The organism is Microbacterium sp. UMB0228 (assembly GCF_002871415.1).
Classification (GTDB): domain Bacteria; phylum Actinomycetota; class Actinomycetes; order Actinomycetales; family Microbacteriaceae; genus Microbacterium.
Map to the genome: position 1 here is coordinate 123,857 of NZ_PNFU01000001.1, position 26,316 is coordinate 150,172.

Consider the following 26,316-nt stretch of genomic DNA (forward strand, 5'->3'; position numbering starts at 1 on the left):
GGTCAGACCCCGTACTCGGCGCGGATCACCTCGCGCAGCTCGATGCTGCACCGGGCGATGGCCTCGCGGAAGTCGGCCAGGGCACCATCCTCCGCCTGGTCGGAAACGGCGCGGAAGGCGCGGATCGGCACGCCGAACTGCCCCGCCACCCAGATGTAGGCGTAGGTCTCCATGTCCACCAGGGCGGCACCCATCGGCCGGATCACGGCGGTGACCTCGGCGTCGTTCACGAAGTGGTCACCCGTGGCGATCACGACGCCCTCGCGGCCTGTGGTCACCTGCGGCGGAAGCGAGACGTGCCGTCCGACGACGCCGTCCAGGTCGATCACGTCGTGCTGAACCGCGGTCGCGATCTCGTGCACCGCGTACGCACGCCCCTTCTCGATGGAGCCCGCGGTGCCGACGACGACGACCTCCTCGTAGCTCTTCGCGTCGAGGGCGCGGGTCAGGGCGTACGTCGCCGGCAGCTTTCCCGGGCCGGTGACCAGCCGGTCGAAGCCGTCGAGCTCCTCGGGGAAGGCGGACAGTTCGGACTCGAGGGCGGCGACGAGGAGCTTCACCGCTTCAGTCTCTCAGGTCGCGGCCGGATACCGCGTCCCGGCGCAGTGGCGTGACCCGCACGAAACACGGAAGGGGGATACTGGAGCCGAACCGATGAGCGGAGGACAACGTGTCGTTGCAGAAGCAGATCGCGGAAGACCTGGGCGCCCGGCCCGACATCGATCCTGAAGCGGAGGTGGAGCGTCGCGTCGGCTTCCTCGCGGACTACCTGCGCACGACCGGCGCGAAGGGCTTCGTCCTCGGCATCTCCGGCGGACAGGACTCGACGCTCGCGGGGCGCCTCGCCCAGCTCGCGGTGGAGCGCGTGCGTGCGGAGGGCGGGGAGGCCACCTTCCTCGCGGTGCGCCTGCCCTACCGCGTCCAGCACGACGCCGACGATGCGCAGGCCGCGCTGGACTTCATCGCCCCGGACTCGTCGATCGAGGTGAACATCCAGAACGGCGTCGAGGGCGTAGAGAAAGACATCGAGTCCGCCGTCTCCAGCGACATCTCCGACTTCAACCGCGGCAACATCAAGGCTCGCCTCCGCATGGTTACCCAGTACGCCCTCGCGGGGCACGAGGGGCTCATCGTGATCGGCACCGACCACGCCGCCGAGGCCATCACCGGCTTCTACACGAAGTTCGGCGACGGAGCGGCTGACGTGCTCCCGCTGGCCGGTCTCACGAAGCGACAGGGCCGCGCCCTGCTCCAGTTCCTCGACGCTCCGGAGCGCCTGGCCTTCAAGGTCCCCACCGCCGACCTCCTCGACGACCAGCCGGGGCGCACCGACGAGGATGAGCTGGGGCTGACGTACGAGCAGATCGACGATTTCCTCGAAGGGCGGGAGGTCGACCCCGAGGTCGCCGGCCGCATCGAGGCGCGGTACCTCGCGACCCAGCACAAGCGTCACCTGCCGGTGACCCCCGACGACACCTGGTGGCGCTGACCGCGACCCCTGGTGCGGGACCGCCCGCTTTTCGCCGTGTCGGATGCCGCGGATAGTGTCGAAGCAGCCGACAGAACGGGAGAATCGTGCGGATCGACACAGAGGCGCAGCGGGTCATCTGGAGCGCGAGCGACCTCAAGGCGGCCGCCGAGTGCGAGTTCGCGTGGTCCCGGGCGATCGACGCGAAGCTGGGTCGGGTCCCCGCGGTCGAGGAGCCGGAGGACGCGACGCTCCTCCGCGCCGCCCAGCTGGGAGACGTGCACGAGCAGAACGTGCTCGACCGCTACATCCGTGAGCTCGGCGACGAACGGGTGCATCGGATCGCCAAGGTCTCCTCGAGCGATCCTGAGGCGCTCGCGGCCGCCGTCGACGAGACGCTGAGCGCTCTGCGGTCCGACGCGCTGGTCGTCTTCCAGGCGGCTTTCGCCACCGACGAGTTCGTCGGGTTCGCCGACTTCCTCCGCCGGGATGCGGACGGGCGCTGGCGGGTGCAGGACTCGAAGCTCGCGCGCAAGGCTCGGGTGACCGCGCTCATGCAGCTCGCGGCATATGTCGATCAGCTCGACCGACTCGGCATCCCCCGCGCGGACGAGGTCGACCTCATCCACGGCGACAACAGCGTCAGCACGCACGCGGTCGACGACCTCCTTCCGCTGTTCCGGGTGCGCCGGTCGCGGCTGCGCGCTCTCATCGCGGACCGCGCCGTGGCCGATGGCACCGCTGGGGCGCCCCTCGCGTGGGGTGACGACCGCGGCGACCTGCGCGTGGTCGCCTGCGGGCGCTGCGCCACCTGCGAGGAGCAGGTGCTGGCCCACCGGGACCTCCTCATGGTCGCCCGCATGCGTCCGGTGCAGCGGGCCCGTCTCCGCGCCGCCGGGATCCTCACGATCGACGACCTGGCTGCAGCGACGCAGGCCCCCGAGGGCATGAACGTCGACACCTTCGAGAACCTCCGCGCCCAGGCCCGCGTGCAGCTGCGGGCGGATGCCGAGGGCGCGGCGACGTACGACGTGCACTACGCCGCGGCGATCCACACCCTCCCGGTGCCCAGCCACGGCGACATCTTCTTCGACTTCGAGGGCGATCCGCTGTACACCGAGCCCGCCCCCGATGGCGAGGCGGAGTGGGGCATCGACTACCTGTTCGGCTGGGTCGACAACGCCGACCAGTACACCGCTCTCTGGGCGCACTCGTTCGCGGAGGAACGCCAGGCGCTGGAGACCTTCCTCGACTTCGTGAAGGTGCGTCGAGCCGCCCACCCCGGCATGCACATCTACCACTACGCCCCCTACGAGACCTCGCATCTGGTCGCGATGGCCGCCCGCCACGGCGTGCGCGAAGGCGAGGTAGACCGCCTCCTCCGCGAAGGCGTGTTCGTCGACCTGTACCCGCTGGTGCTGCGCACCGTGCGGGTCGGTTCGCGGTCCTACTCCATCAAGAAGCTCGAGCCGCTCTACATGGGGGAGGACGTGCGCACGAGCGACGTCCAGAAGGGCGACGACTCCATCGTGCAGTACGTTGCGGCGCGGGAGCTCGCCGCAGCGGGCGCGCAGGCCGAGGCCGACGCCGTGCTCGCCGACCTCGCCGACTACAACCGCTACGACTGCGTCTCGACCCGCCGGCTGCGCAACTGGCTCATCGAGATCGCGCGCGCAGAGGGCGTGACGCCGGCCCCACCGGACGATGCGGACGAAGTCATCTACGAGCCGTCGCCGCGTTCGCTCGCTCTGCTCGGCGACGCGGAGCGCGCGGTGGAGGCCGGTGACGACGGGCTCGTGCACCGGATCGCGGCGGCCGCCATCGACTACTTCCCGCGTGAGGCGAAGAGCTTCTGGGTCGCGCACTTCCAGCGGCTGCGGGAGCCGGTCACCATGTGGGACGGCACGCGCGATGTGGTGAAGGTCGATGCGACCCGCTCGCGGGTGCGCCGCGACTGGAGCATCGGCGAAGGCCGCCGGGTGCTGTCGCGGGAGCTCGAGATCCGCGGCGAGGTGTCCCCGGGCACGACGCTCGGCCCCGGCGCGCAGCCGTTCGCGCTCTACGACGTCCCGGCCCCGTTCGACACCGACGTCCCGTCGCGGGCCGTGCACGTGCCGCACGGGCTCACGGTCGTCGAGGTGCTGGACGACGGGTACCTCGTGGTCGAGTCCGCCGTGCAGGGACAGACCTGGGACGACCTCCCCGTCGCGCTGACCCCTGCGGCGCCGCCTCGCGTGGTGTCGCTGCAGCAGGCGATCGACGAGTGGGCGGACTCGGTGCACGCGGCCGCCCCGGACTTCCCCGAGGACGCCGCCACCGACATCCTCCGCCGCCTGCCTCCGCGCACGGTGTCGGGGAACGCGCTTCCGGCCGCCGGCGACGATCCGATCGACGCGATCGTCCGCGGAGTCCTCGACCTCGACCGCAGCTACCTCGCGGTGCAGGGGCCTCCGGGCACGGGGAAGACCTACACCGGCTCCCAGGTGATCGCCCGGCTCGTCAACGAGCACGGCTTCCGCATCGGCGTCGTCGCGCAGTCCCACGCGATCATCGAGACGCTCCTGGAGCGCGTCGTCGCCGACGGTGTCGCCCCGGGTCAGGTGGCGAAGTGCCCCAAGGATGACGACGCCGATCCCGGCTACACGGTGATCCCGAAGACCGGGATGGCCGCCTTCCTCGCCGAGCATGAGAACGAGGGGGCCGTCGTGGGCGGCACCGCGTGGGACTTCAGCAACACGCAGCGGGTCGCCAGGGGAGAGCTCGACCTGCTCGTGATCGACGAGGCCGGACAGTTCTCGCTCGCCTCCACCATCGCGGTGGCCGCCGGTGCGCAGCGGCTCCTGCTCCTCGGTGACCCTCAGCAGCTGCCCCAGGTCAGCCAGGGCGCCCACCCGGAGCCGGTGGACACCTCTGCGCTCGGCTGGGTGATGGACGGCGATCCGGTCGTGCGTCCCGAGTACGGCTACTTCCTCGCCCGTTCCTGGCGCATGCACCCGTATGTCGCGGCTCCGGTGTCGAAGCTCGCCTACGCCGGGAAGCTCGCGTCCGCTCCCGGTACCGAGCGGCGCGCGGTCGAGGGCATCGACCCGGGCCTGCACGTGGTGCCGCTGCGGCACCGCGGCAACGCGACCCAGTCCCCGGAGGAAGCCGCCGAGGTGGTGCGTATCGTCCGCGACCTCGTCGGTCGCACCTTCCACGACAACGACGCGGAGGGCACCGTCCGCCCGCTGACGCCGGAGGACATCATCGTGGTGGCGCCGTACAACGCGCAGCGGCAGCTCGTGCACGATGCGCTCGCGGCGGCCGGTTTCGGCGGGGTCCCGGTGGGGACCGTCGACAACTTCCAGGGCAAGGAGGCGGTCGTCTCTATCACGACGCTCGCCGCGTCGAGCGGTCGGGATGCCCCGCGGGGCCCGGAGTTCCTGCTGCTGCAGAACCGGCTCAACGTGGCGATCTCCCGCGCGCAGGTCGTGGCCTACCTCATCTACTCGCCGGCGCTGCTCGACGATCTGCCGTACACGCCCGAGGGCGTCGCGAGGCTCAGCGCCTTCGCCCGCCTGGTGGGCGCGGCTGAAGAGGAGGAATCATGATGTCGTCCGTCCCCCGGTCTGCTTCCGTCGAGACACCGACGGCCGATGAGATCCTGCGCGCCGCCGCCGCATGGGCGTGGTTTCCTCGCGGCAGCGAGGACGTCCGCGACGATCTGCTGCTCGTGCGCTACCCGGAGCGGTTCGGAGGCGGCGTCCGCGGCTCCCAGGTGACGTCGACGCGGCCCGCCGCCGAGGTGCTAGACGGAGCACTGGAACGCACCAGAGCCTGGGGCGAGAACGTCTTCACGTTCTGGACCAACCCCGCGGACGACCCGGACCTCGAGGACGAGCTCCAGCGCCGCGGTGCGGTGCACTTCGACACCGTCACGGTGTTCGCGCGTCCGACCATCGGAGCCGCGGTCGACGTGCCGCCCGGGGTCACCGCCGAGGTCGTGCGCACGAGGGACCAGCTCCGCGAGGTCGACGCGATCAACGTCCCCGTCTGGGAGCAGCAGCCGCTGGACGAGGACGGTCTGGACGCCGAGTTCGCCGAACTCACCGCAGCCCTGTCCGCGGGGGAGGGCTTCCGGGTGCTCGGCCGCATCGACGGCCGCGCGGTGAGCACCGGCGGCTGCACGATCGTCGACGGGTTCACCCGCCTGTGGGGAGCGGCGACACTCGAGGCCGACCGCGGGCGCGGTGTCTATCGGGCGGTCCTCGCGGAGCGCCTGCGACAGAGCGCCGCGCGCGGGGCCGCAACGGCGCTCGTCAAGGGCCGCGTCTCGACCTCGGCGCCGATCCTCGCGAGGGCCGGCTTCACGCGTTACGGCGAGGAGCGCGGCTACCGCCTGACCCTCTGACGCGAGTCGAGAGCGCGAGCGAGGTCAGACGGTGCCGTAGAGGCGGTCGCCCGCATCGCCGAGGCCGGGCACGATGTAGCCCTTCTCGTCGAGGCGCTCGTCGAGCGCTCCGAGGACGAGGGTCACATCACGGTCGCCGGCCATCGCCTCGATCGCTGCCACGCCCTCCGGGGTGCCCAGCAGGCAGATCGCGGTGACGTCCTTCGCGCCGCGGTCGAACAGGAACTGGATGGCCGCGGCCAGCGAGCCGCCGGTCGCCAGCATCGGGTCGATCGCGAAGCACTGACGGTCGGAGAGGTCGTCCGGAAGCCGCTCGGCGTAGGTGGTGGGCTCGAAGGTCTCCTCGTCGCGGACCATGCCGAGGAAACCGACCTCCGCGGTGGGGAGGAGCTTGACGAGGCCTTCGAGCATGCCGAGACCGGCGCGCAGGATGGGGACGACGATGGGCCGCGGCTCGGAGATCTTCACGCCCGTGGTCGTGGTGACCGGCGTCGTGATCTCGATCGGCGTGACCTTCACATTCCGCGTCGCCTCGTACGCGAGGAGCGTCACGAGCTCTTCGGTCAGCTGGCGGAAGACCGGCGACGGGGTGCGCGCGTCGCGCAGCACCGAGAGCTTGTGGGTGATGAGAGGGTGGTCGGCGACGTGAACACGCATGGATACAGGCTAATGCGCGCCGCGTCCGCGCACGACATCGGGCGCCGTGGCGGCCGCCCCGCGCTGCCGTAGGCTCGGGGCATGACCGCCGCCGACCGTCTCGCGATGCAGCGCGCACTCGAGCTCGCCGCCGAGGCCGCGGACGCCGCGGAGATCCCCGTCGGCGCCGTCGTGCTCGACGCGGATGGCCGTGTCCTGGCCGAAGGGCGGAACACCCGGGAGGCCACGCACGACCCGACCGGGCACGCCGAGATCGAGGCGATCCGCGGCGCGGCATCGGTCCGCGGGTCGTGGAACCTCGACGGCTGCACACTCGTCGTCACCCTCGAGCCCTGCGTGATGTGCGCCGGCGCGATCCTCCAGGCACGCATCGACCGCGTGGTCTTCGGCGCGTGGGACGACAAGGCGGGAGCGGCCGGCTCGATGTACGACGTGCTGCGTGACCGCCGCCTGCCCTATCGCGCGGAGGTGATCGGCGGCGTGGACGAGCACGCGTCCATCGCTCTGTTGCGCGCCTTCTTCGAGGACCGGCGCTGAACGCTCAGTCCGAGGACTTGAGGACGAACACGTCCGTCGAGGGCTCCGGATCGATCGCGGGACGGTAGACGTCCGGCTCGATGTAGACGACCCGGGCGACCGGCACGGCGGCGCGGATGCGGGCCTCGATCTCGTCGATGTCGTCGGCGACCTCGCGCAGCGGCTTGTCGGCGTTGAGCGCGATCTTCGCGGCGACCATCAGCTCGTCCGGCCCGAGGTAGAGGGTCTTCATGTGGATGATCTTCTCGATCTCCGGACCGTCGTTGATCGCGTCCACGATGCGGTCGTAATCGGCGGGGGTCGCGCCCTCGCCGACGAGCAGGCTCTTGGTCTCCACACCCAGCACGATCGCGATGAGCACGAGCAGGACGCCGATCATCACGGTGCCCAGGGCGTCGAAGACGGGGTTGCCGGTGAGGAGCGTGAGGCCGACGCCGAGCAGGGCGAAGGTGAGTCCGGTGAGGGCCCCGACGTCTTCGAGGAGGACCACGGGGAGCTCCGGCGCCTTGGACCGCCGGACGAAGGAGAACCAGGACTGGCCCTTCTCGCGGACGACGTTGCTCTCGCGCACGGCGGTGCGCAGCGAGAACGACTCCAGGCCGATCGCGATGAACAGCACGACGAGCGGGAGCCACCACCAGGTCTGGTCGATCTCATGCGGGTGGGTGAGCTTCTCCACGCCCTCGTAGATCGCGAAGAGCCCGCCGACGGAGAAGAGGATGATCGACACGACGAACGCGTAGACGTAGCGCTCGCGGCCGTAGCCGAACGGGTGCGCGCGGTCCGCGTGGCGCTTCGCCTTGCGGCCGCCGAGCATCAGCAGGAGCTGGTTCCCCGAGTCGGCGACGGAGTGGATCGCCTCGGCGAGCATCGAGGCCGAGCCGGAGAGGGCCCACGCGAGGAACTTCGCGAGAGCGATGCCCAGGTTCGCCAGGAACGCCGCGACGATGGCCTTGCTGCCTCCGGATGCACTCATGCGACGAGTCTAGGACGGGAGTCCGAGCGGCACAGGAGCGCCCGCCGTAGGATGACGACATGGCTGATGCGCTCCCGTCCCTCGCGTTCCTCGGTGCCGGATCCATGGGGGGAGCGATCCTCCGCGGCGTGCTCGCCTCCGGCGTCCCGGTGGACGGAGGGATCACCGCGACGAACCGCACGCCGGAGAAGGCGGAGGCGTTCGCGGGCCTCGACGGCGTCACCAGCATCGCGCTGTCCGAGCGGCCGGAGGGCAATGCCGAGGCCGTGGCCGGCGCACGGGTGGTCCTGGTCGGGGTGAAGCCGGCGATGGTCCCGGACCTGCTCCGCGAGATCGCGCCGCACCTCAGCCCGGAGACCGTCGTGGTGAGCCTCGCCGCGGGGGTCACGCTGCAGACCTTCGCGGATGTCCTCGGCCCGGAGACCCGCGTCATCCGCTCGATGCCGAACACCCCGTCGACGATCCGCAAGGGGGTCACCGGGCTCGCGGCCGGCGCCGCGGCGACCCCCGATGACCTCGCGCTCGTGCGCCGTCTGTTCGAGACGGTGGGGGCGGTGGTGGAGGTCCCCGAGTCGCAGATCGATGCGCTCTCGACGATCTCGGGCTCCGGTCCCGCCTACGTCTTCCTCCTCATCGAGGAGTTCACCGCGGCCGCGCGGGAGATGGGCTTCGCCGACGCGGACGCCCGGCTGCTGGCCGAGCAGACCTTCATCGGGGCGACCGCGCTGCTGGACTCGACGGGGGAGGACCCCGCCGAGCTGCGCCGCCGGGTGACGAGCCCGAAGGGGACGACGGAGCGCGCCGTCGCCGTGCTCCAGGACGCGCATCTGTCCGACACCTTCGCCGCCGCTGCCGCCGCCGCCCTCGCTCGCGCGAAGGAGCTCGCCGCCGGCGCCTGATCTCGCCTGTTCTCGCGCGCCTCCGCCTCGCGGAAACAGGCGATCACGCGAGTTCAGGCAGCCAGCACCCCTGGAGCCTGAACGCGCGTGAGTGCCTGTTGCGGCGAGGTGTCGCGGGAGCAGGCGGCCACGCGGAGACAGGCGATCACGCGAGTTCAGGCAGCCAGCACCCCTGGAGCCTGAACGCGCGTGAGTGCCTGTTGCGGCGAGGTGTCGCGGGAGCAGGCGGCCACGCGGGAGCAGGCCGCCACGCGGGTTCAGGCAGCCCGTGCCCCTGGAGCCTGAACGCGCGCGAACGCCTGTTGCGGCGAGGTGCAGCTAGGCCTCGCTGGCGACCTCGGCGAGCACCTCGGGCCAGCGCCGCTGCAGGGTGCGACCGCCGAGTACTGTGCCGCCCCACAGCGCGACACCACCGAGCACGACGGCTGATGCGAGGCTCGCCCAGCCCAGGGGCGGAATCCAGATCGACGCGATCGCGAAGCCGAGGGCGGGGCCGCCGAGCAGCAGGGTGATCGGCGACATGATGAGCATCGCGAGGAAGGACTGCGCGCCCCCGGAGGAGCCGCGTCCGAACGGGTTGGCCTCCGGCGCCGGAGCTCGCCCCGGCAGGAACGCGCCCACCCAGGAGCCCGCGCCCGCCGACACCGCCATGAGTCCGAGAGCAGCGCCCAGGCTGCCCGGAAGCAGATCCGGACGCCCGGCCAGCAGACAGGTCACGACGCACAGGAGGATCGTGATCGGCACCGCCACCAGCGCGAACCCGAGCAGGCGTCCGACGCGGTCGGCCGTCCCGCTCACCCCGGTGAGGATGTGCAGTGCGACGGCGTCGTTGTCGTAGGCGATCGCCATCTGCACGATGCTGCCGGCGAGGAGGGCGTTGATCGCGGGGATGAGGGTGATCGCGGGCGCGAAGCCGGTACTGTCCTGCTGCAGTCCGTTCATGAGCGCGAGCCCGAGGAAGATCGCGGGGAGCAGCAGGAGCATCACGATGTTGACGACCTGACGCGGGTCGCGGCGGAAGTAGCGGAGGGTCCGTCCCGCGATGGCGCCGACGGGCCCTGCGGGAAGAAGACGGTCGAGCACGCCTCCCGAGCGCACGCGTCCGCCTCCGCTCGACTGCAGCGGGGCGACGAGGCGCGCAGCGAGCATCCGGCGCGCGGCGACCCAGAAGACGACGAGGGTGGCGGCGGCGATGAGCAGCCGCAGGACGGCGGTGACGACGTCGCCCTGTGCCACGGCGGCGGGAACTCCGAACACGGCGGCGACCGGCGTCCACGCGGCGATCTCGGCGATCGCGGTGAAGGCGCCACCGACGTCGCGCACGGTCGACAGCGCCTGCAGACCGATGTTGAGGAGGAGGCCGGACGAGGCCAGCAGCACCACGCCGAGGGTGAGCACGAGGTCGCGCGTCCGCCGACGGGCGAGCCATCCCGCGAGCAGCCCGCTCACGACGCGGGCGCCGAGGACGCAGGTCGCGAGGGCCACCGGGACCATGAGCACCGCGACGAGGAGGGCCGGAACGCTGACCGACCATCCCACGAGCATGAGCAGCAGTGCCAGGGCGGTGCCGATGCCGCCGATCGTCGTCATCCCCGCCACGACCAGTCCGGGGAGGAGAGCCCGGGCGGTCACCGGGAGCAGGGCGAAGCGCTCGGGGGCCAGCGAGTCGTCCGCGCTGACGAGGATCGATCCGATCCACCACCCGAGCACGATGATGGCGCCGGTGAGCACCATCGCGGTCACGGCGGCGTCCGGAGCGCCCACCCGCAGCGCGATCAGACCCACGGTCAGCAGCCCCAGCATGCTCAGCGCGATGAGACCCACGATCACGAGGGTCACGATCATCCAGGGGTTGCGCCGGAGCTGATGTCCGAGCTGTCGCAGCCGCAGGCCTACGAGGAGCGCAACCACGCGAGCGTCTCCGTTCCGAGGTCGTGCGCGCCCACGAGGGTGAGGAAGCGCTCCTGCAGTGTGAGCCCGGCCCGCACCTCGTCGAGGGCGCCGTGGGCGAGCAGACGCCCTTCGGCGACGATGGCGACGCGGTCGCACAGCGACTCGACGAGCTCCATGACGTGGCTGGAGAGGACGACCGTGCCGCCGCCGTCCACGAAGGAGCGCAGGATCTGCCGGATCGTCTGTCCGGAGACCGGGTCGACGGCCTCGAGGGGCTCATCGAGGATCAGCAGCCGGGGCGCGTGGATGAGCGCGCAGGCCAGGCCGATCTTCTTCTTCATCCCGGCCGAGTAGTCGACGACGAGGGTGTCACCCGCCTCCGTCAGGCCGAGCGCGTCGAGGAGCTCACCGGAGCGGGAGACGACCTCGGCCTCCGGCATCCCGCGCAGCAGGCCGGTGTACCGCAGCAGCTCGGCGCCGCTGAGCCGGTCGAGCATCCGGATGCCGTCGGGGAGCACGCCCATCCGCGCCTTCGCGGCGGCAGGGTCCTGCCAGACGTCGGCGCCGAGCACCCAGGCCGTCCCGGCGTCCGGGCGCAGGAGCCCGGTGGTCATCGCGAGCGTCGTCGTCTTGCCGGCACCGTTCGGGCCGAGCAGCCCCAGCATCGAGCCCGCGGGGACGTCCAGCGACAGCGCGTCGACGGCGAGCTTCTGGCCGAACTGCTTGCGGAGCCCGCGGAGGGCGAGGACGGGCGGTGCGGGGGCGTGATCGCTCATGCCCCCATCCCACCACGCCTGCCGCGGCCGGCGCATCCGCCGCGGGGATGACCCGGCTCAGCGGTCGAGGGCGGCGAAGCGCTCGATGTCGCTGTTCGTCCCGGAGACGATGATGAGGTCGTGGTTGGTCACGATCGTGTTGGCCTCCGCGTAGCGGAACGGCTTGCCCGGGCTCTTCACGCCGACGACGGTGACCTTGTACTTCGAGCGCACGCCGGACTCGTTCAGGCCGACGCCGCGGATGAACTTCGGCGGGTACATCTTGGCCAGGACGAAGTCGTCGTCGAAGCGGATGAAGTCGAGCATGCGCCCGCTCACCAGGTGGGCCACGCGCTCGCCGGCCTCGCGCTCGGGGTAGATGACGTGGTTGGCGCCCACGCGGGCCAGGATCTTGCCGTGCGACTGGGAGACCGCCTTCGCCCAGATCTGCGGCACCTTGAGGTCGACGAGGTTCGCCGTGATGAGCACGGACGCCTCGATCGAGGAGCCGACGGCGACGACCGCGACCTGGAAGTCCTGGGCACCGATCTGGCGGAGGGCGTCGATGTTGCGGGCGTCGGCCTGCACGGTGTGCGTGACGCGGTCCGACCACTTCTGCACGAGCTCGAGGTTGTCGTCGATCGCGAGCACCTCGCGGTCGAGGCGGTCGAGCTCACCGGCGCACGCGGCACCGAAGCGGCCGAGACCGATGACGAGGACGGGAGCGTCCCCCCGAAGGACTTCAACCAACGATCGGCCTTTCCACGGGCAGTGAGTAGTACTGCGTGCGCGATGTCGCGGCGACTGCCGCAGCGAGAGTCACTGTACCAACGCGGCCCATGAAGATCGTCGCGGCCATGACGTACGAGGCGGAATCCGGAAGCTCCCCGGTGAGGCCTGTCGAGAGCCCGACCGTGCCGAACGCGGAGATAACGTCGAAGAGCACGTGGCTGATGTCGGCCTTGGTGATCTGCGCGATCACGATGGTCGACAGCGCGACGATGGTGGCGCCCCAGGCGACGACGCTGAGGGCGACCCTCTGCACGTCGCTGGGGATGCGGCGGCCGAACGCCTCGACGGACTGGCGGCCCTTCGCCTCGGACCAGACGGCGATCGCGAGGACCGCGAGCGTGGTCACCTTGATGCCGCCCGCCGTCGACGCGGACCCGCCGCCGACGAACATGAGCATGCTGGCGGCGAGCAGCGACGAGCCGTTGAGGTCGTCCATCTCGATGACGTTGAAGCCGCCGGAGCGGGTCATCGCGGAGAGGAAGAACGCCTGGAAGGTCGTGTCGGCCGCGTCCATGGAGCCGAAGGTCTTGGGGTTGTCGTACTCGAGGATGAGGAAGGCGGCCGCGCCGAGGATGAAGAGCAGAACCGTGGTGACGATGGTCAGCTTCGAGTGCAGCGACCAGCGCTTGACGTGCCAGACGTGCTTCGCGAGCGTGTAGATCACCGGGAAGCCGATGCTCCCGAGGAACACGCCGACCATGAGCAGCGACAGCACGAGGTAGTCGTCGGCGAAGACGGCCACTCCGCCGTCGTTCGGGGCGAAGCCGGTGTTGGTGAACGCCATCGCCGAGAAGTACGGGGCCTCCCAGAGCGCGGCGATCGGGTCGACCCCCGCCATCACCAGCGCCGGATACAGGAGGGCGGCGAGGGCCGCTTCGATGAAGAGGGCGGAGAGGGCGACCGTGGTGAGCAGCTGGCCCACCTCGCCGAGGCGCACCGTCTGGCTCTCATTGACCACGCCGCCGTGCGCGCGGAGCGGGTTCGTGTCGCCGGCCGCCATGAGCTTGGCCCGCAGCCCGAGGCGTTTCGAGATGAGCATCCCCATGAGGGAGGCGAGGGTCAGCACACCGAGGGCGCCGATGTTGACCCCGATGAACACGACGACGTGCCCGAACGGCGACCAGTGGTTGGCCATGTCGACGGTCGCCAGGCCCGTCACGCAGATCGTGGAGACGGCGGTGAAGAGCGCGTCGCTGAGCGGTGTCACCGTGCCGCTGGCGGACGCGATCGGCAGCGAGAACAGCACCGTGAACACGAGGATCAGTAGCGCGAAGACGGCGATGGCGAACCGGGACGGCGACGAGGTGATGAGGTGCTTCACCCGGCCGGCGGCTCCGGGAAGACCGGTGCGAGGAGACGACGCCGAAACGATGCCCGACATCGCTGCCCCCTTCTTCCGCGCCGTCCGTTCCACGGCCGCAGCACGGCGCCTCTCGCCGAGCCTTCGTCATGGTACTCCGTGCCGGGGCGCACTACCCTGATCACATGACGGACATCTTCGACGTGATCGCAGACGGTACGAGGCGCGACATCCTCCAGCTCCTGCTCCGACGCACGTCCGAAGGCGAGTCCGGGACGAGCGTGAGCCAGATCGTGGCCGACCTCGGCATCAGTCAGCCCACCGTCTCGAAGCACCTCAAGGTGCTCCGCGACGCCGAGCTCGTCACCGTCCGCGAAGACGGGCAGCGCCGCTTCTACAGCCTGTCCGTCGCGCCGCTGGAGGCCGTCGACGACTGGCTGGTCCCGTTCCTCGTCGATGCGTTCGGCGATGCGGCACCGGACATCGCCTATCCGGGCGCCCCGATCCCCGACGGTGCCGCGCACGCGGCCGAGGTCGTCGGGCGTGCGGCCGCCTCCGCCAAGCACGTGGTCACGAACGCGCTGAAACGTCTCGGCGCCTGATTCCGCGCCCCGCACAGACGGAGAACCGCCCCCGACGGCAGGGGGGATGCCGTCGGGGGCGGTGTGCGGACCCCAGATCCGCGCGGACTCGGCAGGTGCCGGCACGGGTCCTGCACCCGACCCTGGCAGGGCTGTCTGAGCGATCGGACAATGCGGGCTATGCGCGGGCTGGGTGTCGGCTCATCGTCGTCCGGCCTTTCGTCGAAACAGCCACGCGCCCCACAACGCCGCCACGAGGAGGATCGCCACGCACCAGCCGATCGCCCACCATGCCTCCGCCTGCATCGGGGTGTCCATCAGGAGAGCGCGGATGGTCTCCACGATGGGCGTGATCGGCTGGTGGGCGGCGATCGGCTGGAGCCAGTCGGGCATGCTCGCGACGGGGACGAAGGCGCTGGAGAGGTACGGCAGGAACAGCAGGACGAAGCCATAGCCGCTCGCTGCTTCGGGGCTGCCGGCGGCGAGCCCGATCGCGGCGAACAGGTAGGTGATCGCGAGGATGTAGAGCGCGATCATGCCGGCCAGGGCGACCCACTCGAGCGGAGTGGCCGATGGGCGGAATCCGACCAGTACCCCGACGCCGATCACGACGGCGGTCGCCACGAGGTTGCGGAGGACACTGGCGACGACATGCCCGGTGAGCACGGCGCCGGCGCGCAGGGGCATGGTACGGAACCGGTCGATGATCCCCGTGCGCATGTCGTTCGCGACGTACACGGCGGTGGAGGAGGCGCCGAAACCGGCGCACGTCAGGATGATGCCGGGGACCACGTAGTCGACGTAGGCGCCGGAGGGATCGATGGCCCCGCCGAACACCCACGTGAACATCAGCATCAGCATGACGGGGAGCAGGATCGCCATGAGGAGGGACTCGCCGTCCCGGAGGGAGTGGCGGAGGCTGCGCCCGACGAGGACGGTCTCGGCGGTGAGGCCGCGGAGGGGTGGCCGCGGGGCGGGGGCGGCAGCGGGCCCGGAGGTTTCGGGCACAGTGGCGTGGGCGATGTTCATGCGAGCTCCTTCCGGGGCGCGGCGCCTGCGGTCGCGGCGTCGGGGGCGGTGACGGCGAGGAAGACGTCGTCCAGGGTGGGGCGACGGAGCGTGACGGTGCCGGCGCCGCCGTCCTCATCCAGGAGGTCGAGCGCTCGGCGGAGACCGCTCACCGAGCCGTCGGTCGGGATCTCCCGCTGAAGCTCCCCGCGGTCGTCGCGGAGCTCCACCGTGTCGCCGCCGACCCGGGCCTTCAGCGCCGGGGCCGTTCCGAGCGCCGCGATGCGACCGTCGTGGAGCACGGCGATGCGGTCGGCGAGCTGATCCGCCTCCTCGAGGTACTGCGTCGTGAGGAACACCGTCGTGCCGCCGTCCGCGAGGACCCGGATGATGTCCCAGAGGTCACGCCGACTGCGGGTGTCGAGCCCTGTCGTCGGCTCGTCGAGGAAGAGGACCTCCGGGGTCACGACGAAGCTGAGGGCGAGATCGAGACGCCGACGCATGCCGCCGGAGTAGGTGCGGACGGCGCGGCCGGCGGCCTCGCCGAGATGGAAGCGATCGATGAGATCCGCGGCGCGACGCCGCGCGCCGGCACGACCGAGTCCGGACAGGCGGGCGAACATCACCACGTTCTCGGTCGCGCTGAGGGCGTCGTCCACGGCGGCCGACTGGCCGGTGAGGCTGATCCGTCGCTGCACCTCCCGCGGGTGAGTCCGCACATCCCAGCCGGCGACGCGCGCCGTGCCTCGATCCGCCGCCGTGAGGGTGGTGAGGATGTTGATCGTCGTCGTCTTGCCGGCGCCGTTGGGCCCGAGCAGAGCGAACACCTCGCCACGGGCGACGGTGAGGTCGAGATCACGAATGACGGTCTTCGCGCCGAAAGCCTTGTGCAGGTCGTGGACGTCGATGGCTCTGTCCATCACGGTTCCCTTCTGTGTATCCCAAAAACTGTGTATGGGCAACGCAAGTGTGTATGACCGTAACACACTGTTTAAGAAATAAACAGAAGTAGGATGAAAGCCATGACCGAGAAGGAGCCGCCCGAGCTGCCGCGCGGGATCGCGCTCGCCTGGGGTGTCGCGGCCGATCCGCAGCGCGGCCCGAAGCGGGAGATGAGCGTCGAGAAGATCGTGGAGGCGGCGGTCGCCCTCGCCGACGCCGAGGGGCTCGGTGCCGTCTCGATGGCTGCGGTCGCCGCGCGTCTGGGATTCACGCCCATGTCGCTCTACCGGTACGTCTCCGCCAAGGACGACCTCCTGCTCCTCATGCAGGAGGAGGCGACGGGCCTGCCGCCGGAGAGCCATCTCGAGGTCGAGGGGTGGCGCGAGCGGCTGCTCGCCTTGTACGAGGCGCAGATCCTCGTGTATCTGCGGCATCCCTGGATGCTCTCGCTGCCGATCTCGGGTTCACCGATCACACCGAACAGCTCCGCCTGGCTGGATGCGGGCCTCGCCGCCCTCGATGGCACCCCGCTCACGGCAGAGGAGCGGATCGCCGTCGCACTCGCCGTCACCGGCCATGCCCGCTGGTGCGGGATCGTGCAGGCCGGATACACCGAGCAGTCGCGGTCGTCCGGTCTGAGTCCGGACGAGGTCGCGGCCCGTGAGGCCTCGCTGTTCGACCGGGTCATCACCGCTGACGAGTTCCCCGCCCTGCGGCGGGCTATCGAAGACGGCGTCTTCCTGTCGTCGGCCGACCCGTTCCGCTTCGCGGTGGAACGCACCCTCGACGGCGTCGCCGCGTACATGGCGGGCCTCGAACGCGGGGAGCGGCACATCGTCGCGGAGGAGTGGGTCGATCTCGACGTCGCCGAGCTCGCGGGAGACAAGCGGCTCAAAGAGGCGCAGAAGGCCAGCCGTGAGGCGGAGAAGGCCCTTCGCGCCGCGCGCAAGGTCGAGCGGCAGGCCCTACGGGATGCGCGCGAGCGGATCGCTAAGGCGAAGAGATCCGCCTGAGTCCTCCGGTCCGGCAGGATGGCTCCATGACGGACGAGTACCGCGCGCATTTCGACTTCGCGATCACCTTCGCCAACGGTGGCGGGCTGCAGGGGCAGGGGTTCCGACTCGACCTGCCACGGGAGGACGTGACCGCGGACGAGGTCGCAGCCCTGCTCATCGCGCATCTCGGTCTGGCGCTCGTGGGCGAGGTCGAGCTCAGCGACCTGCGGATCGTCGCCGAGCCGCACCGGGGCAGCCGTGGCGTCGCGGCTCCGGCTCGTGGAGACCGCACCGATCGGGTCGTGGACCTGAGCCACCCGATCGCGGAAGGCATGGTCACCTATCCCGGGCTGCCGGCGCCGACCATCACCCCGCACCTCACCCGCGCGGCCTCGCGCGAGCGCTATGCGCCGGGGACGGAGTTCGCGATGGACGTGATCACGATGATCGGCAACACGGGTACTTACCTCGACGCGCCGTTCCACCGCTATGCGGACGGGGCCGACCTGGCGTCGCTAAACCTCGACACCCTCGTGGACCTGCCCGCCGAGGTCTTCCACCTCCGCGACGCGTGGACGCCCGAACGGCGGGGTATCAGGGCGGCGACGCTCGCCGATCGCGAGCTCCGCGGCAGCGCGGTGCTCCTGGACACCGGCTGGAGCCGGCTGTTCGGCACGCCCGCCTACGGCACCGGCTCGCCCTTCCTCACCGAGGACGCGGCGCGCTTCCTCGTGGACGCCGGGGTGCGCCTGGTCGGCATCGACGCGCTCAACATCGACGACACGGAGAGCGGTGGGGAGCGACCGGCGCACAGCATCCTCCTCGCGGCGGGCGTGCACGTCGTCGAGCACCTCACCGCTCTGGATCGCCTCCCCGCGCGCGGGGCGCGGTTCACCGCGGCTCCTCCGGCGATCCGCGGGTTCGGGACGTTCCCGGTCCGGGCGTTCGCGATCGTGCCGACATCCCACTGATCACAACAGCCACGCGGGTTTACACGCGTCCCAGCGACCCCATAGAGTGTGCTCATCGAGAAAGGGGTACGTGGGATGCCCGAGGTTCCAGACGTCCGATTCCTGACGGTGGCCGAAGTCGCCGAGCTCATGCGCGTGTCCAAGATGACCGTGTACCGGCTCGTGCACGCCGGTGACCTCCCCGCCATCCGATTCGGACGGAGCTACCGCGTGCCGGAGTCCGCCGTCGCGGAGGCTCTGCAGCGGCCCATCGCCGACGCCGGCTGACGGAGGGCGCGGGGCACCCTCCTGAGTTTGCTAGGATGATCCGAGGCATTTTTCGTGCTCGTACCCGGGTGTCCGATTCCGGCGACACCCAGCCCCTGACTTAGTGAGGTTTCCGTGGGTTCTGTCATCAAGAAGCGCCGCAAGCGCATGGCGAAGAAGAAGCACCGCAAGCTGCTTCGCAAGACTCGCCACCAGCGCCGCAACAAGAAGTAAGCGGCCAGACACCGAGCGCCTGTCTTCGGACGGGCGCTTTGTGTCTCTGCGCGCCGTTCCGCACCGCCGAGAGGATGTCATGAAGTCGATCACCGTCGCCGAACTCGCCGAGCGCTCCGGCACGCCCCTCATCGATGTCCGGGAGGTGCACGAGTTCCAGGCCGGCCACGTCCCCGGCGCCGTGAACATCCCGATGTCCGAGATCGGCAACCGCCTCGACGAGCTCCCCGCGGAGTCGTTCGACGTGATCTGCCAGGCCGGCGGTCGCTCGGCGCGCGTCGTCGAGGCCCTCGAGGCCCGCGGTTACGACGCCACCAACGTCGAGGGCGGCACCGGCGAGTGGATCGCCCAGGGACGCGAGGTGGAGGTCCCGTCGTCGTGACGACGCTGACCCTCATCGGCAAGCCCGACTGCCATCTGTGCGCCGTGGCCTCCGAGGTCGTCGACGCGGTCGTCGCCGAACTTCCCGACGCCGCCGCGGAGCGCATCCAGATCGTCGAGGCGTCGATCCAGGACGACCCCGCCCTGTACGAGCAGTGGTGGGAGAAGATCCCCGTCGTCCTCATCGACGGACGACTGCATGCGCACTGGCGCGTGTCCCCCGACCGGCTGCGCGAGGCGCTGGAGGAAGCCGTCGGCGCGGAGGCCCGTGCCGACCAGAAGGAGCTGCGATGACCATCCGCCATGTCGTGACCTGGAAGCTCGCCGCGGAGGACGCGGCGGAGCGGCAGGAGCAGGCGGCGGAGGTCGCCCGGCGACTGAATGCCCTCGACGGTGTCGTACCCCAGCTCCGCAGCATCTGGGCCGGTGCGAACGACGTGTACCCCGACGCGAACTGGGACGTGACCCTGGTCGCGGACTTCGACTCCGTCGCCGACCTCGAGCAGTATCAGGTGCACCCCGCGCATGAGGAGGTCGCCGGGTACATCCGCTCGGTCGTCTCCGGCCGTGTGGCGGTCGATGCCGAGCTCTGAGCATCGAGCGTCGTCCCCGCGGCACCGAAACACAAACGTAATGCGGCGCGAGGGGATGTCATTGGTCACGCGACGAGCCGCATGTTTAGATGAACTCCTACCCGTCCGTGGGCTCACCCGCCCCCCGACTCCCAGGAGCCGACATGTCCCGTCGTAACCTCTTCGCCGGCCTCGCGATCGCGGCCACCGCCACCCTCGCGCTCGCCGGATGCGCCACCGGCTCCTCCGACGCGGGCAGCGGCGGCGAGTCCGCTGCCGGTGACGAGTACGGACTCATCGAGGCGGGCAAGCTGACCGTCTGCTCCGACATCCCCTACCCGCCCTTCGAGTTCGAGGGCGACGACGGTGAGTACACCGGCTTCGACATCGACCTCCTCGGTGCGATCGCCGAGCAGCTCGACCTCGAGCTCTCCGTGCAGGATGTGGGCTTCGATGCGCTGCAGTCCGGCACGACTCTCGCCGCCGGCCAGTGCGACATCGGTGCCTCGGCCATGACGATCACCGACGAGCGCAAGGCCAACATCGACTTCTCCGACCCGTACTACGACTCGCTGCAGTCGCTCCTCGTGCGCACCGACTCGGGGATCAAGTCCATCGACGACCTCGACGGCAAGAACGTCGGCGTGCAGCAGGGCACGACCGGCGAGGCCTACGCGACCGAGAACGCGAAGGGCGCGCAGCTCGTGCAGTACCCGTCGGACGGCGAACTGTGGCCCGCGATGCAGGCCGGGCAGATCGACGCCATCCTGCAGGATCAGCCCGTCAACCTCGAGCACGAGAAGGCTGACTCCGCCTACGAGATCGTGGAGACCTACGAGACCGATGAGTCCTACGGCTTCGCCTTCGCCAAGGGGGAGAAGGACGAACTCCGCGAGGCCGTGAACGGGGCTCTGCAGGAGCTCCGGGACAACGGCGAGTACGACACCATCTACAACGAGTACTTCACGGCCAACTGAGTCGAGAGCTGAGTCGGTCGGGAGGACCTTGACAATGGCGTTGAGGCGCACCACGAAACAGAAGCTGTACCGGTACTCGATCTACGCGGTGCTGCTCGCGATCGTCGTCTGGGCGATCGTCAGCACCGACTGGGCGAGGATCGCGCAGCTCTACTTCAACCCCGAGGTCGCGGCGAAGATGCTCCCGGGCATCATCACCACGGCGCTCGTCAACACCCTGTGGTTCACGGCGGTGGCATTCGCTGGCGGCTTGCTGCTCGGCATCCTGCTGGCGCTGATGAAGCTCTCGGTGATCGCGCCGTTCCGGTGGATCGCGACGGCGTGGATCGAGCTGTTCCGCGGTCTGCCCGCGATCCTCACGATCTTCGCGATCGCGTTCATCCTGCCGATCGGTCTCGGTGTGCCGGCGACCCGCCTCGGCGGGCCGGTGGTCCTGGGCCTGATCGGTCTCATCCTCGTGGCCTCCGCCTACATGGCAGAGACCATCCGAGCCGGAATCCAGGCGGTCCCGAAGGGACAGACCGAGGCGGCGCGTTCGCTCGGTATGTCGCCCATGAAGACGACCTTCTGGATCGTGGTCCCGCAGGGCTTCCGGATCATCATCCCGCCGCTGACGAACGAGTTCGTGCTGCTGCTGAAGGACACCTCGCTGCTGTTCGTCGCCGGCTCCTTCATCTGGTCGAAGGAGCTCACGAACTTCGCGCGCGACGCAGCGACGCAGAACGCCAACGGAACGCCGCTCATCATGGCGGCGATCCTCTACCTGATCGTGACGATCCCGCTCACGCGTCTCAGCGCGTGGCTGGAGCGTCGGATGGCGAGGACACGATGAGCACCGACCTGATCGACGTGCAGGCCCCGGCGATCGCGATCCAGGACCTGCACAAGAGCTTCGGCGACAACGAGGTGCTCAAGGGCATCGACCTGACGGTTCTGGCCGGCGAGGTCGTCTGTGTGATCGGACCGTCCGGTTCCGGGAAGTCGACGCTGCTCCGCTCGGTGAACCTCCTGGAGGAGCCCACGGGCGGCAAGGTGCTCATCGAGGGCATCGACATCACCGATCCCGACATCGACATCGACCGCGTGCGCACCCGCATCGGGATGGTGTTCCAGAGCTTCAACCTCTTCCCGCACCTCAGCGTGCTCGGCAACCTCACGATCGCGCAGCAGCGGGTGAAGAAGCGCTCGAAGGCCGAGGCCGACAAGGTCGCGCGCGCCATGCTCGAGCGCGTCGGTCTCGCGGAGAAGGCCGACGCGTACCCCGGGCACCTCTCGGGTGGGCAGCAGCAGCGCGTGGCCATCGCCCGGGCGCTGTGCATGAACCCCGACATGATGCTGTTCGACGAGCCGACGTCGGCCCTCGACCCGGAGCTCGTCGGCGAGGTGCTGCAGGTCATGCGGTCGCTGGCCGACGAGGGCATGACGATGCTCGTGGTCACGCATGAGATGGGCTTCGCGCGCGAGGTCGGTTCGCGGCTGATCTTCATGGACGGTGGACACATCGTCGAGGAGGGCGACCCCCGCGAGGTGCTGGCGAATCCGCAGCACCAGCGCACGAAGGACTTCCTCTCCCGCGTCCTCTAACTCTCCCCGCCCCGGTGTCGCCGAGACCCCTGGCATTCGCCGAGACCCCCGGCTGCAGACGTCTGCAGCCGGGGGTCTCGACGTGAACCCGGGGTCTCGGTCAGCCGCGGGGGCGCGCGACCACAGGGGCGGGGGTCACCGCGATGCGGACGCGGTCGCCGAACGACGGGTGCACGGTGGGATCGTGCTGCACGCGGACGAGCTCGCCCGACTCCGTGCGCACGAGGGTCCGCCGCATGCTGCCGAGGAACGTGCTCTCCTCCACGAGGGCATCGGTGGCGGCGTCCTCCGCGGAGGTGAAGCGGACGTTCTCCGGACGGAGGTACACGTCGACGGGGCCGTCGGCGGGGGTCTGCAACGGGAGACGCTGCCCCCACACGACGACGTGCTCGCCGTCCGCGACGCCGGACACGACGCTGGAGAGGCCCACGAACGCGGCGACCTCGGCGGTCGCGGGAGTCGTGTACAGCTCTTCCGGGGAGCCGATCTGCTCGATGCGACCGGAGTTCATGACCGCGATCCGGTCCGACACCGCGAGGGCCTCCTCCTGGTCGTGTGTGACGAAGACGGTCGTGATGCCCAGCCGCAGCTGGATGCGCCGGATCTCGTCGCGGAGCTGCACGCGCACCTTGGCGTCGAGAGCCGACAGGGGCTCGTCGAGCAGCAGCACCCGGGGTTCCGTGACGAGGGCGCGAGCCAGGGCGACTCGCTGCTGCTGTCCGCCGGAGAGCTGGTGCGGGAACCGGTCGGCGAGGTCGGCGAGGCCTACGAGGGCGAGCGCATCAAGGGCACGCCGCGCCGCCTCGGGCGTGCCGACACCCCGACGACGGAGCCCGAAGGCCGTGTTGTCGACGACGCGGAGGTGCGGGAACAGTGAGTACGACTGGAACACCATCCCGATGTCGCGCCGGTTCGTCGGCACCCGCGAGACGTCCCCGCCGCCGAGGAGCACCGTCCCCTCCTCGGCGCCCTCGAGTCCCGCGAGCACGCGGAGCAGTGTCGTCTTGCCGCAGCCGGAGGGACCGAGCAGCGAGACGAACTCCCCGGGGGCGATGTCGAGGTCGACGCCGTGCAGCACCCTCGTGCCGCCGTAGCTCTTGACGATGCCGTGGAGCTCGACCCGCGTGCCGTCGCCGGCCTGGGCGAGCAGCAGGTTGTCCTTGGTGCGCGGGAGCGCGTGATCGAGGGTCATGAGCGGGCCTTTCGCGGACCGCGGGCGACGCGGCCGATGAGCAGGAGCAGGAGGAAGACGAACGACAGGGCGAGCAGCGTGAAGATCGCGGGGGCATACGGGTCCTGCTTCTGCACCACGACCATCGCCGTCTGGAACACCTGCCGGTTGAGGAGGGACGCGATCGTGAACTCCCCGAGCACCACTGCGATGGAGATCAGCGAGGCGGCGAGCAGGCCCTGGCGGAGGTTCGGCGCGAGCACGCGGAGCACGACCGTCGGCCAGCCCGCCCCGAGCGAGCGCGCCGCTTCGGACAGCGTGCGCAGGTCTGCCGCATCGATCGACGCCTGGATCGAGCGGAAGGCGAAGGGGAGGACCGTGATGCCGTAGGCGAAGGCGAGGGTCCAGGTGCCGGTGCCCACGGTCCGACCGATCTGCAGGTAGATCGGCGTGAGCCCCACGACGAGCACGATCGCGGGGATCGAGATCGGCAGGAGCGCGACGAACTCGAAGGCCGCCTTCAGCCGCGGGAAGCGGAGGTTCACGAGGATCATCGTGGGGGCCAGGAGGAGCAGCACGATCGCCACGGTCACCACCGCGAGGATCAGCGAGTTCCCGAGCCCCGTCCAGAGAGGCTTCAGGGCCGCCGACGCCGCGGGGTCGAAGAGGGCGGTCCAGTGCGCGAACGAGAGGCCGTCGGTGTCGCGCAGCGTGAAGAGGAACGTCGACACGAGGGGCACCGCGAAGAACGCCCCGACGACGATGCCGATCACCGCACGGGTCGCGCGGGACGGGGCGAGGCCGTTCATGCCTGCCACCGCGAAGCCCGGCGCTGGATGAGGGAGTACAGCGCCATCACGACCCCGACCACGATGATCATGCCGAGGGCGAGAGCGCCGGCGAGGTTCTCCCGACCGAGCAGGGTCTCGCTCGTGAGCGCCGTGCGGATCTGCAGCGGGACGATCTGCGAGCCCTGACTCGCGAGCGCCGCGGCCGTGGCGTACGAGGAGAACGCGTTCGCGAAGAGCAGCAGCAGACTGGCGAGGAACGACGGCGCCAGCACCGGGAGGCCGATCCGCAGCCAGAAGCTCGCTCTGCTGCCCCCGAGGGTGAGGTTCGCCTCGACCCACTGCGGCTTCAGCGCGGCGAGGGCGGGCAGGAAGGTGATGACCATGAGCGGCACCTGGAAGTAGATGTACGGGAGGACGAGGCCGGGAAGCTCGTACAGCCACGTGCCCTCGGCGAAGATGTCGATGCCGAAGGTGTCGCGGAGGAAGACCGTGACCACGCCCTGGATGCCGATCGTGGCGATGAAGGCGAACGCGAGCATGACGCCGCCGAACTGCGCGAGGACCCCGGCGGCCGCGTCCACGGAGCGGCGTACGACACCGTCCGGGTTCATGCCGAGCAGGGCATAGGAGACGAGGGCGCCGACGAGGGCGCCGACCGCCGCGGTGAGCAGCGACAGCCCCGCCGAGTTCGCGAAGGTCGTCAGCACGACCGGGTCGCCGAGGGCGGCGACGTTCGTCCAGGTGAAAGCACCGTCGCCGTCGAAGAACCCGGAGCCGATCGCGAGCACGGTCGGCACGGCGAGGAAGAGCAGCACGTAGGCGGCGAACGGTATGAGCCCCAGCCACGCCACGGACGGCGCCGACCGCCGGGCCCGCGTGTGCGACGCGGGTCCGGCGGCGGTGGCGGGGGCGGACGCCGCGGCATCCACCCCCGGGGCGACGACGGTGGTCACTGGACCGCCGCTGCCCACTTCTCGCCGAGCAGCGTGCCGGCGTTCTCGGACTGCTCCTCGGTCGGCACGACCGTCTCCTCCGGGGCATCGGGGAGAGCGGCCGCGAGCTTCTCGTCGATCGTGCCGGCCTCGGTCATCGCCTCCATGCGCACCGGACGGGCGCCGCCCTTCAGCCACAGGTTCTGCACCTCGTCGCTGTAGAGGAACTCCTGCCACAGACGCGCGGCGGCCGGGTTCGGAGCGTCGACGTTGATGGCCTGGTTGTAGTAGCCCGCGTAGCCGGTGCCGTCGAAGACCACGACCTTCCAGTCCGGGTTGTCGGCCGTGTGCGCCGCGTTCAGGTAGTCCCAGTCGAAGACCACGGGGGTCTCGCCGCTGGCGACGGTCGCGGTCGTGACGTCGACCTTGAGGAGGTTCCCGGCCTTCTGCAGCTCGGAGAAGAAGTCGATGCCCGGCTGGAAGTCGTCGAGCGTGCCGTCCGACTGCACGGTCGCCAGGCCCACGGCGGCGAAGGCCGCTCCGGCCTGCGTCGGGTCGCCGTTGATGGCCACGGCGCCCTTGTAGTCGGCGGAGAGGAGATCGGACAGCTCGGCCGGCCCCTCGAAGGCCGAGGAGTCGTAGCCGATCGACATGTAGCCGCCGTAGTCGCCGACGAAGAGGCCGGTGGGCTCCTTCAGCTCGTCGGGGATGTCGTCCCAGGTCTGGACCTTGTACGGGGCGAAGGTGTCGGTGTTCTGCAGGGCGACGGTCAGGCCGAGGTCGAAGACGTCGGGAGCGGTGTCGAGGCCCTTGTTCGTCTCGGCCGCCTGGATCTCCTCGGCGCTGGAGACGTCGGGTGAGGCCTCGTTGATGGTGATCTCGGGGTACTTCTCCGCGAACAGGTCGAGGATCTCGCCGTAGTTCGCCCAGTCGCGGGGGAGGGCGATGACGTTGAGCTGACCCTCCTCCTTCGCGGCCGCCTCCAGGTCGGCGAACGAGCCGAAGTCCTCGACGGAGGTCGCGCTCGCCGCGTCCACGGCGTCGTCACCGGCGGCCGGGGTGTCGGTCGCGGAGGCGCAGGAGGTCAGAGCGATGACGGCCGTGGTGGCCAGGGCGATGCCGGCGCCGATGCGTGCGCGGCGGATGGAGCGTGCCATGAGTGTCCTCTCGGTGTCCGGCGCTGTGAGCCGGTGTCGGGTTGCGAGAGGACACTATGAGTCCGAGGTAGCCACGCGGAGCGGTGCGGGTGAACGGTCGGTGTCGG

Annotated in this window: 29 protein-coding genes; 16 read left to right on the forward strand and 13 right to left on the reverse strand. The window is 70.3% G+C overall.

The window, feature by feature from the left end; all coding sequences use genetic code 11:
- Positions 1-2 precede the first annotated feature (2 nt).
- Positions 3-560 (reverse strand): nucleoside phosphorylase, encoded by a 558-nt coding sequence (locus CJ226_RS00675; RefSeq protein WP_062635665.1) that lies wholly within the window; start codon positions 558-560, stop codon positions 3-5.
- A gap of 110 nt (positions 561-670) precedes the next feature.
- On the opposite strand from CJ226_RS00675, the gene nadE reads away from it, so the two are divergent.
- The 3 genes from nadE to CJ226_RS00690 all read left to right on the forward strand — a co-directional run bounded on the left by nadE (position 671) and on the right by CJ226_RS00690 (position 5,858).
- Positions 671-1,489 carry an ammonia-dependent NAD(+) synthetase gene (gene nadE / locus CJ226_RS00680; protein WP_062635667.1) on the forward strand — a complete coding sequence of 273 codons (819 nt, stop codon included), beginning with the start codon at positions 671-673 and terminating at the stop codon, positions 1,487-1,489.
- An 86-nt stretch (positions 1,490-1,575) separates the two neighbouring features.
- Complete coding sequence (locus CJ226_RS00685; RefSeq protein WP_102208040.1) at positions 1,576-5,058, forward strand: bifunctional RecB family nuclease/DEAD/DEAH box helicase; 3,483 nt, start codon at positions 1,576-1,578, stop codon at positions 5,056-5,058.
- Positions 5,055-5,858 carry a GNAT family N-acetyltransferase gene (locus tag CJ226_RS00690; protein WP_102208041.1) on the forward strand — a complete coding sequence of 268 codons (804 nt, stop codon included), beginning with the start codon at positions 5,055-5,057 and terminating at the stop codon, positions 5,856-5,858. The genes CJ226_RS00685 and CJ226_RS00690 overlap by 4 nt, the downstream gene beginning before the upstream one ends.
- Before the next feature lie 24 nt (positions 5,859-5,882).
- Here the strand turns inward: CJ226_RS00690 and upp are convergent, their stop codons facing one another.
- Entirely contained in the window at positions 5,883-6,515 is a 633-nt protein-coding gene (gene upp / locus CJ226_RS00695; protein WP_025104476.1) for a uracil phosphoribosyltransferase, read from the reverse strand.
- An 81-nt stretch (positions 6,516-6,596) separates the two neighbouring features.
- On the opposite strand from upp, the gene CJ226_RS00700 reads away from it, so the two are divergent.
- The gene (locus tag CJ226_RS00700) at positions 6,597-7,052 is read left to right on the forward strand and encodes a nucleoside deaminase (RefSeq protein ID WP_102208042.1); all 456 of its coding nucleotides are present in this window, start codon (positions 6,597-6,599) and stop codon (positions 7,050-7,052) included.
- A 4-nt stretch (positions 7,053-7,056) separates the two neighbouring features.
- Here CJ226_RS00700 and CJ226_RS00705 read toward each other — a convergent pair whose 3' ends face one another.
- On the reverse strand, positions 7,057-8,028 hold the full coding sequence (locus CJ226_RS00705; RefSeq protein ID WP_062635673.1) for a cation diffusion facilitator family transporter: 972 nt from the start codon (positions 8,026-8,028) through the stop codon (positions 7,057-7,059).
- A gap of 59 nt (positions 8,029-8,087) precedes the next feature.
- Between CJ226_RS00705 and proC the strand changes: the two genes are divergently transcribed.
- A complete protein-coding gene (gene proC, locus CJ226_RS00710; protein WP_062635675.1) occupies positions 8,088-8,927 on the forward strand; it encodes a pyrroline-5-carboxylate reductase in 840 nt (279 codons plus the stop codon).
- Positions 8,928-9,245: 318 nt separating this feature from the next.
- Here the strand turns inward: proC and CJ226_RS00715 are convergent, their stop codons facing one another.
- Genes CJ226_RS00715 through CJ226_RS00730 form a run of 4 tightly spaced genes read right to left on the reverse strand, consistent with a single transcriptional unit; the run spans position 9,246 to position 13,748 of the window.
- The gene (locus CJ226_RS00715) at positions 9,246-10,838 is read right to left on the reverse strand and encodes a hypothetical protein (protein ID WP_102208043.1); all 1,593 of its coding nucleotides are present in this window, start codon (positions 10,836-10,838) and stop codon (positions 9,246-9,248) included.
- Positions 10,820-11,596: an ABC transporter ATP-binding protein gene (locus tag CJ226_RS00720; RefSeq protein ID WP_062635679.1), complete on the reverse strand. Its 777-nt coding sequence runs from the start codon at positions 11,594-11,596 to the stop codon at positions 10,820-10,822. The genes CJ226_RS00715 and CJ226_RS00720 overlap by 19 nt, the downstream gene beginning before the upstream one ends.
- A 57-nt stretch (positions 11,597-11,653) precedes the next feature.
- Entirely contained in the window at positions 11,654-12,325 is a 672-nt protein-coding gene (locus tag CJ226_RS00725; RefSeq protein WP_025104470.1) for a TrkA family potassium uptake protein, read from the reverse strand.
- Positions 12,318-13,748, reverse strand: coding sequence for a TrkH family potassium uptake protein (locus tag CJ226_RS00730; RefSeq protein WP_025104469.1), 1,431 nt, complete (start codon positions 13,746-13,748; stop codon positions 12,318-12,320). The genes CJ226_RS00725 and CJ226_RS00730 overlap by 8 nt, the downstream gene beginning before the upstream one ends.
- Positions 13,749-13,852: 104 nt before the next feature.
- Here CJ226_RS00730 and CJ226_RS00735 point away from each other — a divergent pair, with 104 nt between their 5' ends.
- Entirely contained in the window at positions 13,853-14,269 is a 417-nt protein-coding gene (locus CJ226_RS00735) for a helix-turn-helix transcriptional regulator (protein WP_025104468.1), read from the forward strand.
- 180 nt (positions 14,270-14,449) lie between these two features.
- Here CJ226_RS00735 and CJ226_RS00740 read toward each other — a convergent pair whose 3' ends face one another.
- The gene (locus CJ226_RS00740) at positions 14,450-15,277 is read right to left on the reverse strand and encodes an ABC transporter permease (RefSeq protein WP_082802904.1); all 828 of its coding nucleotides are present in this window, start codon (positions 15,275-15,277) and stop codon (positions 14,450-14,452) included.
- Positions 15,274-16,176 (reverse strand): ATP-binding cassette domain-containing protein, encoded by a 903-nt coding sequence (locus CJ226_RS00745; RefSeq protein ID WP_180964501.1) that lies wholly within the window; start codon positions 16,174-16,176, stop codon positions 15,274-15,276. Before CJ226_RS00745 ends, CJ226_RS00740 begins: the two co-directional genes overlap by 4 nt.
- Positions 16,177-16,278: 102 nt before the next feature.
- Between CJ226_RS00745 and CJ226_RS00750 the strand changes: the two genes are divergently transcribed.
- The 10 genes from CJ226_RS00750 to CJ226_RS00795 all read left to right on the forward strand — a co-directional run bounded on the left by CJ226_RS00750 (position 16,279) and on the right by CJ226_RS00795 (position 22,158).
- Positions 16,279-17,211, forward strand: a complete 933-nt coding sequence (locus CJ226_RS00750; RefSeq protein ID WP_062635684.1) for a TetR/AcrR family transcriptional regulator — start codon at positions 16,279-16,281, stop codon at positions 17,209-17,211.
- Positions 17,212-17,237: 26 nt separating this feature from the next.
- Positions 17,238-18,164 carry a cyclase family protein gene (locus CJ226_RS00755; protein WP_102208045.1) on the forward strand — a complete coding sequence of 309 codons (927 nt, stop codon included), beginning with the start codon at positions 17,238-17,240 and terminating at the stop codon, positions 18,162-18,164.
- 75 nt (positions 18,165-18,239) lie between these two features.
- Positions 18,240-18,431 carry a helix-turn-helix domain-containing protein gene (locus CJ226_RS00760; RefSeq protein WP_025104463.1) on the forward strand — a complete coding sequence of 64 codons (192 nt, stop codon included), beginning with the start codon at positions 18,240-18,242 and terminating at the stop codon, positions 18,429-18,431.
- Between the two features lie 114 nt (positions 18,432-18,545).
- Positions 18,546-18,644: a 30S ribosomal protein bS22 gene (locus tag CJ226_RS00765; protein ID WP_003792170.1), complete on the forward strand. Its 99-nt coding sequence runs from the start codon at positions 18,546-18,548 to the stop codon at positions 18,642-18,644.
- Positions 18,645-18,723: 79 nt separating this feature from the next.
- On the forward strand, positions 18,724-19,026 hold the full coding sequence (locus CJ226_RS00770; protein WP_025104462.1) for a rhodanese-like domain-containing protein: 303 nt from the start codon (positions 18,724-18,726) through the stop codon (positions 19,024-19,026).
- Positions 19,023-19,319 (forward strand): glutaredoxin family protein, encoded by a 297-nt coding sequence (locus CJ226_RS00775; RefSeq protein ID WP_102208046.1) that lies wholly within the window; start codon positions 19,023-19,025, stop codon positions 19,317-19,319. Before CJ226_RS00770 ends, CJ226_RS00775 begins: the two co-directional genes overlap by 4 nt.
- Entirely contained in the window at positions 19,316-19,618 is a 303-nt protein-coding gene (locus CJ226_RS00780; protein WP_062635688.1) for a Dabb family protein, read from the forward strand. The genes CJ226_RS00775 and CJ226_RS00780 overlap by 4 nt, the downstream gene beginning before the upstream one ends.
- A 143-nt stretch (positions 19,619-19,761) precedes the next feature.
- Positions 19,762-20,574, forward strand: coding sequence for a basic amino acid ABC transporter substrate-binding protein (locus tag CJ226_RS00785; RefSeq protein WP_062635689.1), 813 nt, complete (start codon positions 19,762-19,764; stop codon positions 20,572-20,574).
- A 34-nt stretch (positions 20,575-20,608) separates the two neighbouring features.
- The gene (locus CJ226_RS00790; protein WP_060921705.1) at positions 20,609-21,406 is read left to right on the forward strand and encodes an amino acid ABC transporter permease; all 798 of its coding nucleotides are present in this window, start codon (positions 20,609-20,611) and stop codon (positions 21,404-21,406) included.
- On the forward strand, positions 21,403-22,158 hold the full coding sequence (locus tag CJ226_RS00795; RefSeq protein WP_025104457.1) for an amino acid ABC transporter ATP-binding protein: 756 nt from the start codon (positions 21,403-21,405) through the stop codon (positions 22,156-22,158). Before CJ226_RS00790 ends, CJ226_RS00795 begins: the two co-directional genes overlap by 4 nt.
- A gap of 100 nt (positions 22,159-22,258) precedes the next feature.
- On the opposite strand, the gene CJ226_RS00800 is transcribed toward CJ226_RS00795, so the two are convergent.
- The 4 genes from CJ226_RS00800 to CJ226_RS00815 are packed head-to-tail and all read right to left on the reverse strand — an operon-like array spanning position 22,259 to position 26,209.
- A complete protein-coding gene (locus CJ226_RS00800) occupies positions 22,259-23,350 on the reverse strand; it encodes an ABC transporter ATP-binding protein (RefSeq protein ID WP_102208047.1) in 1,092 nt (363 codons plus the stop codon).
- Complete coding sequence (locus CJ226_RS00805; protein WP_062635693.1) at positions 23,347-24,138, reverse strand: ABC transporter permease; 792 nt, start codon at positions 24,136-24,138, stop codon at positions 23,347-23,349. The genes CJ226_RS00800 and CJ226_RS00805 overlap by 4 nt, the downstream gene beginning before the upstream one ends.
- Positions 24,135-25,073, reverse strand: a complete 939-nt coding sequence (locus CJ226_RS00810) for an ABC transporter permease subunit (RefSeq protein WP_082802905.1) — start codon at positions 25,071-25,073, stop codon at positions 24,135-24,137. Before CJ226_RS00810 ends, CJ226_RS00805 begins: the two co-directional genes overlap by 4 nt.
- Positions 25,070-26,209 carry an ABC transporter substrate-binding protein gene (locus CJ226_RS00815; RefSeq protein ID WP_102208048.1) on the reverse strand — a complete coding sequence of 380 codons (1,140 nt, stop codon included), beginning with the start codon at positions 26,207-26,209 and terminating at the stop codon, positions 25,070-25,072. Before CJ226_RS00815 ends, CJ226_RS00810 begins: the two co-directional genes overlap by 4 nt.
- Positions 26,210-26,316: the final 107 nt, after the last annotated feature.